Genomic DNA, 5,917 nt, shown 5'->3' with positions numbered 1-5,917 from the left:
AGATTAGCAATATTAAAGAAAGTATACTTACAAAAATTAGCTGGACACATCATTTAATAATTATAGCCAGGACAAAATCAAGCGAAGAAAAGGAATTCTATATACGACTTTGCATTAAAGAAAATTATAGTAAACGAGAACTGGAACGGCAGATTGACAGTGGAATTTTTGAACGGGTAATGATAGGTAACCAGAGTTTATCACCGGTATTAAAAGAAATACGTCATGATATTATTTATAGCTTTAAAGACAGTTATGTTTTTGAATTTTTAAACCTGCCAGAGCCACATAGTGAAAGTGATTTGCAAAAGGGTTTGAAAGGGCAAATGAAAAATTTTATTCTTGAATTGGGTAAAGATTTTTTATTTATAGGCGAAGAATATAAAGTGCAGGTTGGTAAGAGAGATTTTTATATTGACTTATTATTTTATCATCGGGGATTGCAATGCCTGATTGCCTTTGAATTGAAAATAGAGAAGTTTGAGCCAGAACACCTGGGTAAGATTAATTTTTATTTAGAAGCTTTAGACAGAGATGTTAAAAAAGTAAATGAAAATCCAAGCATTGGTGTTTTACTTTGTAAAGATAAAGACAACGCAGTTGTAGAATATGCGTTAAGCCGCAGTCTTTCACCTACAATGGTAGCTGACTACAGAACTCAATTACCCGATAAGAAAATATTGCTGCAAAAACTTTATGAGTTATTTGAAAATATTCCATGATTTTACCGATAAAGCAAGCAAAGGCAAAAGAAACGAATTCAAAAAATAAAAAACCATCCCAGAAATGAGATGGTTAAATGCTGTTGCGAAGGGTGGGATCGAACCACCGACCTTCGGGTTATGAGCCCGACGACACAATCATAAACCACCTGATGCTTATTCGTACGATTTACAATCAGGCGATCAACAATCATATCATAGATAATAAGACCTACCCGTTCGGCAAGAATGGAATCGTGATAAAGCTTCCCAATTCCATTAAAGTTGGTTTGGTAGCCGTAGAGGTGAAAATTTTGGAATCTCTTGAACTGGAAGGCTACCAGAGACATGCGGTCAACCTTTGGCTCCTCTCCTTTTATTTTGCAGGCATGCGGTTATCTGATGTGCTTACAATGAAATGGTCGGCTTTCCATGATGGCCGTATTTACTATGCCATGAATAAAAACCTGAAAGCTGATTCTATCAGAATTCCGGAAAAGGCATGGTCTATAATACAGCAGTATAAAAATGATCCTCCAAAGCACGGCTTTGTTTTTCCGGAGTTGAAGGTTTTGGATGTTCTTGATCCCTACGAAGTGCAGCGCAAAATATCTTTCGCGGGGAAACGCCTGGAAGGAAACCTCAAGGAAATAGCCAAGGCAAATGGCATTGATAAGAAGTTAAGTATGCATATCGCCCGGCATTCATTTGCGCAAATAGCGGGTGATAAAATAAGTATACAGGTGCTACAGGAGTTATACCGGCATTCCAATATAACGACTACTATTTCATATCAGGGAAATTTCGTGAAAGAAAAAACGGATAATGCGCTTGATAGTGTATTGAATTTTTAATTATTATAATTGCTTTCACTTGATTTGAATCAACGGAATTAATATATGTATTAAAATTTTCTTAATTAGACAGGCATATTAATAAGAGTTTTCCTAAATTGTTGTGACTAAATCCATTCTATAAAGATGCCGCCATCAAACACCATTCATGTAAAAGACTTAAAATTAGACCTCAGAAATTTCAGGACCGTACCCCAACCAAATGAGCATAGTGCGATTAAATCCTTCATCACGATCAAGCCGGATAAATTTTGGGCTTTGGTTTTAAGCCTTCTGGATGACGGTTACATACCAACGGAAAACATCATTGTTTTACGAGAGGCGGATGGCAAATTGATTGTAAAGGAGGGCAACCGCCGGGTTGGAGCCATAAAATTGATTTTGGGGAAAATCCAAGCAACTGGACTTACCATCCCTGCCAATATCGTGCAGAGAATTGGCGCAATTAATACTACGTGGAAAAGAGAAAACGGAAGAGTTCCCTGCTCCATTTATGACATGGCTGATTATGCTAAAGTTGAGAGAATCGTTTCACGTACCCATGCTAAGTCCGAGGCTGCTGGTCGCGACCCTTGGAACTCTGTTGCTCGTGCTAGGTATAATAGAGATATGGCCGGAACTCCAGAACCAGGGTTAGATTTACTGGAAAAATACTTAGAGAACGGCCAGAATATTACCACTATTGAAAAAGAGCGATGGTCAGGAGATTATTCTTTAACGGTACTTGACGAAGCATTAAAGAAGCTTCTTCCCCGCCTTGGTCTAGCTAGAATTTCTGATCTTGTCAGGGACTATCCTACTATAGTAGCTAATCGCTCTGAATTGGAAGATATCATGCGAGACATTGGGGGAAATGTAATAGGATTTCCAGCGATTAGGCATCTCACAGATGATGTTTTTACAAAATATGGTATTCCACCTACACCGCCACCAGTAGCACCATCCCCAACTGCCTCAACCGGGGCAACGGCTGCCACTGGCACGACATCAAATCCTGTAAGCGCCACAGCTGGTTTATCTACTGGCCCGACCGCTCAGAGCACTCCTACTGGTACACCCTCAACAGGAACACAGCTTAATTCAGCCAGCACACCTACACCAGTGCGAGGGGCAGCGAATTATTCGATTACTGACCAGCGCCATGTCAAGGCGCTATTAAGGACTTTTACCCCGCGAGGCAACAATCGGCAGAAGGTAGTTACATTAAGAGACGAAGCCCGCAAACTTGATTTAACAAAGACGCCGATAGCGTTTTGCTTTTTATTAAGAAGCATGTTTGAAATATCAGCAAAAGAATATTCAAACGACAATAATCTACCTACTTCTACCTCCCGGCAGAGAAATGGACAAACAATCACTCAGGATAAGTCATTAGCAGAATTACTAAACCAAGCAAAGAACCATCTTACGACCAACAATACAGATCATGCGAGAATTAGAGTCTTGCATAGTGCGATTACTGAGTTAACGAAGCCACAGGGAATCTTATCAGTTACTTCGTTAAACCAACTTGTTCACAGTCCAACGTTTTATATTTCTCCTTCCGATCTATGTATATTATTTGGAAATGTTTTTCCTTTACTTAATTTGATGAACTAATATATGGCAACAAGCAAAACACCTTTGCGTTATCCGGGAGGGAAACAGCGGCTCGCACCTTTCGTTTATGAGATATTACAAGTGAATGATCTGGTTGGAGGGCATTATGTTGAGCCATATGCAGGCGGTGCAGGAGCAGCCCTTGAATTATTATTATCCAGACAGGTTTCTGCAATCCATTTAAACGACTCAAGCTTACCCATATTTTCTTTTTGGCGATCCGTCCTTCATCATACTGAGGAGTTTTGTTATATGGTTGCATCCGCTTCTTTGACCATTGAAGAATGGCAACGACAACGTGAAATAATCAAGAACCCTACTCAAAATGATGAATTGCAATTAGGCTTTAGTACTTTTTATTTAAACCGGGTTAACAGATCGGGTGTTATTTCTGGAGGGATAATTGGAGGATTAGACCAAGAAGGCGAATGGAAGATGGATGCCAGATATAACCGTAGTGATTTAGTGCAACGTATTCAATCCATTGCTTATCGAAAGAGTGCGATCTCAATCAGTAATTTTGATGCTGAGGATTACATTATGAATTACATTCCCAATAATACTCCCAAAAATACACTGGTTTACTGTGATCCGCCTTATTTCGAGAAATCTGGCGGTTTGTATTTGGATGATTATAAGAAAAGCGATCACAAGCGACTGGCAAAAACAATTCAAAGTCGTCTAAATCGAAAATGGATTTTATCTTATGATGCTGCTGCTGAGATTTTATCTTACTACTCTGACCGGAATTATTTTCTATACGACTTACAATATAATGCGGCCAATGTTTATAAAGGAAAGGAAATCTTCATGTTTTCCGATAATTTAGAAATCCCGAATTCATCCTCACTACCCTTTATTGATATAGCTTTAAAAACCATGGGACCAAAGTTTTACGAAGATACTTTGACTTAGTTTACTTATTCAATGCGAGTTATTTGACTTCAAGAAGATGCATGATAGCGATTAGGATTGACAGCTAATTGCATATTCACAGAACATAAAAACGCGATGGAAGATATTCTGGATCAATACGGAGTAATCAAAAGCTCTCAACACAGTTGGAGGGAAAAGAAATCCGTGCGGCTATTGCAAAATTAAGGGGCATTCCCTTAAAAAAGTGCCGATAATTGATTTTAAAGCCAATAAAGTTCTCCGTAGTGCCAGTACGGTTCAAATTGATGATTGAGCTATCGCCTTTGAACTTCATAGCGAATTGAACGCCATCACAAGCCCAACATTCTCATTAACCGTTCTAAAATTGCTGTACTCAATGCCGTACAGCGTTATCACTGTAGTACCCCCTCTAGATACACAGCGGTTGTTGCTGAACTGAGCAAACGCTCTGTTTAAGCTGGTAAACTTCAAAATTTAAGAACCTTCACTTTATGGTTATTGAGATGCGTTCTGATTTTATTTTCCGCTTGATATTATAATTCTTACTTGTATGATTTCATAGGTAACAACGATTTTTATGAGTTACCAATTTCACCTAAATTCTCAAGGGGTCACTAAGGTTGAACCAGTAAAAATTGGAAACTTTCTTACCGGTTAAGGCATTGATTAAATTATAGTTTAACCTGGGCGCAAATAATATCCCTCTCCCCTTGAGGGAGAGGATGAAGCTATTTATCCCAGTATAATGATAATGTATAGATGTTATTTGTCATTAGAATTCAATGCCTTATTCCGGTTTTGAAAATTGACGGCTATTATCTCAGATAGCCCAATTTTACTGGTCAAGGAATAACCACGGTGGAACCTGAACACTCTAACAGGAAGGCTCTACGATGACTAACGCATTAAACTTTACCAAAGCTGCAATAGACAACCTATCAACACCGCTCTTAGGGAAACAGAACTTACTATAAGGACAGTCAGCTTAAGGGCTTGTTTTTGGCTATCCAGTCGAGTGGGTCGAAATCTTTTTATGTCATAAAGAAAATCGCCGGGCGCAGCGAAAAGATATTCCTGGGAAGTTACCCATCCCTAACTATCGAAAACGCCCGCAAGATGGCAAGCATCAAGCTCGGGCAGATCGCCGTCGGCATCAATCCGCAGGAACAAAAAAGGACGATCCGGGCAGAAATGACCTTCGGCCAATTATTCGAGCAATATGTGACCCGCTATAGTCGCATTCATAAAAAAACCTGGAAAGCAGATCAAAGCGACCTAACACGGTTTATGGGCCATTGGTTTAAACGGAAGCTTTCAGATATCAAGCCTGCGGAGATACGACAGCTGATTGAGACGATTTACACCGATAATGGCCGGTATCAGGCGAATAAAATGTTGCAGCGCCTCCGGGCCGTTTATAAAAAAGGCATTGAATGGGGGTGGCAGGGCCTGAATCCTACTATTGGTATCAAGAAATATCCTGAAAAAAGCCGTGACCGTTTTATACAGCCGGATGAAATGCCTTGGTTTATTAAATCGCTTGAAGAAGAACCGGACGAGACGATTCGTGATTTCTTCTGGTGTCTTTTACTGCTCGGCGCAAGGAAAACCAATACGGTGATGATGCGCTGGGATGAACTCAACTGGGAAAGACAGGAATGGCGGATACCACACACCAAAAACGGCTAAGTGGTCACTATTCCCCTGACGGAAAAAGCTTTGCAGCTTCTAACCAGGCGGCACAGCCAAACCAAAAGTGAATGGGTATTTCCCCGCAACAGAAATACGAAAAAGCATCTGGTTTATTACCGGCAGGGCAAACGCATTATAATTTAAATATAGGAAGAAAAGAAGAAGCTTTGCAAA

5 protein-coding genes and 1 tRNA gene are annotated in these 5,917 nt (G+C 39.8%); 5 read left to right on the top strand and 1 reads right to left on the bottom strand.

The genetic code is table 11. From position 1 onward, the window contains the following. A partial coding sequence (locus WKF69_RS18295) for a PDDEXK nuclease domain-containing protein (RefSeq protein WP_340383793.1) occupies positions 1-722 on the top strand: 722 nt, incomplete at its 5' end. Between the two features lie 83 nt (positions 723-805). Here the strand turns inward: WKF69_RS18295 and WKF69_RS18290 are convergent. Beyond that, a tRNA-Met gene (locus WKF69_RS18290) sits at positions 806-887 on the bottom strand. Here WKF69_RS18290 and WKF69_RS18285 point away from each other — a divergent pair. The 4 genes from WKF69_RS18285 (at position 875) to WKF69_RS18270 (ending at position 5,740) form a co-directional block, all read left to right on the top strand. Beyond that, a complete protein-coding gene (locus WKF69_RS18285) occupies positions 875-1,555 on the top strand; it encodes a tyrosine-type recombinase/integrase (protein ID WP_340383791.1) in 681 nt (226 codons plus the stop codon). The two genes, WKF69_RS18290 and WKF69_RS18285, sit on opposite strands and share 13 nt — an antisense overlap. Positions 1,556-1,681: 126 nt before the next feature. Next, positions 1,682-3,154, top strand: a complete 1,473-nt coding sequence (locus WKF69_RS18280) for a hypothetical protein (RefSeq protein ID WP_340383789.1) — start codon at positions 1,682-1,684, stop codon at positions 3,152-3,154. A gap of 3 nt (positions 3,155-3,157) precedes the next feature. Beyond that, positions 3,158-4,069 (top strand): DNA adenine methylase, encoded by a 912-nt coding sequence (locus WKF69_RS18275; RefSeq protein WP_340383788.1) that lies wholly within the window; start codon positions 3,158-3,160, stop codon positions 4,067-4,069. Positions 4,070-5,044: 975 nt separating this feature from the next. After that, positions 5,045-5,740 (top strand): integrase arm-type DNA-binding domain-containing protein, encoded by a 696-nt coding sequence (locus WKF69_RS18270; protein ID WP_340383787.1) that lies wholly within the window; start codon positions 5,045-5,047, stop codon positions 5,738-5,740. Positions 5,741-5,917 lie beyond the last annotated feature (177 nt).

Source organism: Daejeonella sp. (genome assembly GCF_037719425.1).
GTDB lineage: Bacteria > Bacteroidota > Bacteroidia > Sphingobacteriales > Sphingobacteriaceae > Daejeonella.
The sequence above is the reverse complement of the archived record's forward strand: the minus strand, read 5'-3'. Positions and strand labels throughout refer to the sequence as shown.

Bases quoted from the DNA above. Each gene is read 5' to 3' on its own strand.
- WKF69_RS18275 (WP_340383788.1), top strand. From the start codon at position 3,158: ATGGCAACAAGCAAAACACCTTTGCGTTATCCGGGAGGGAAACAGCGG.
- WKF69_RS18280 (WP_340383789.1), top strand. From the start codon at position 1,682: ATGCCGCCATCAAACACCATTCATGTAAAAGACTTAAAATTAGACCTC.
- WKF69_RS18285 (WP_340383791.1), top strand. From the start codon at position 875: ATGCTTATTCGTACGATTTACAATCAGGCGATCAACAATCATATCATA.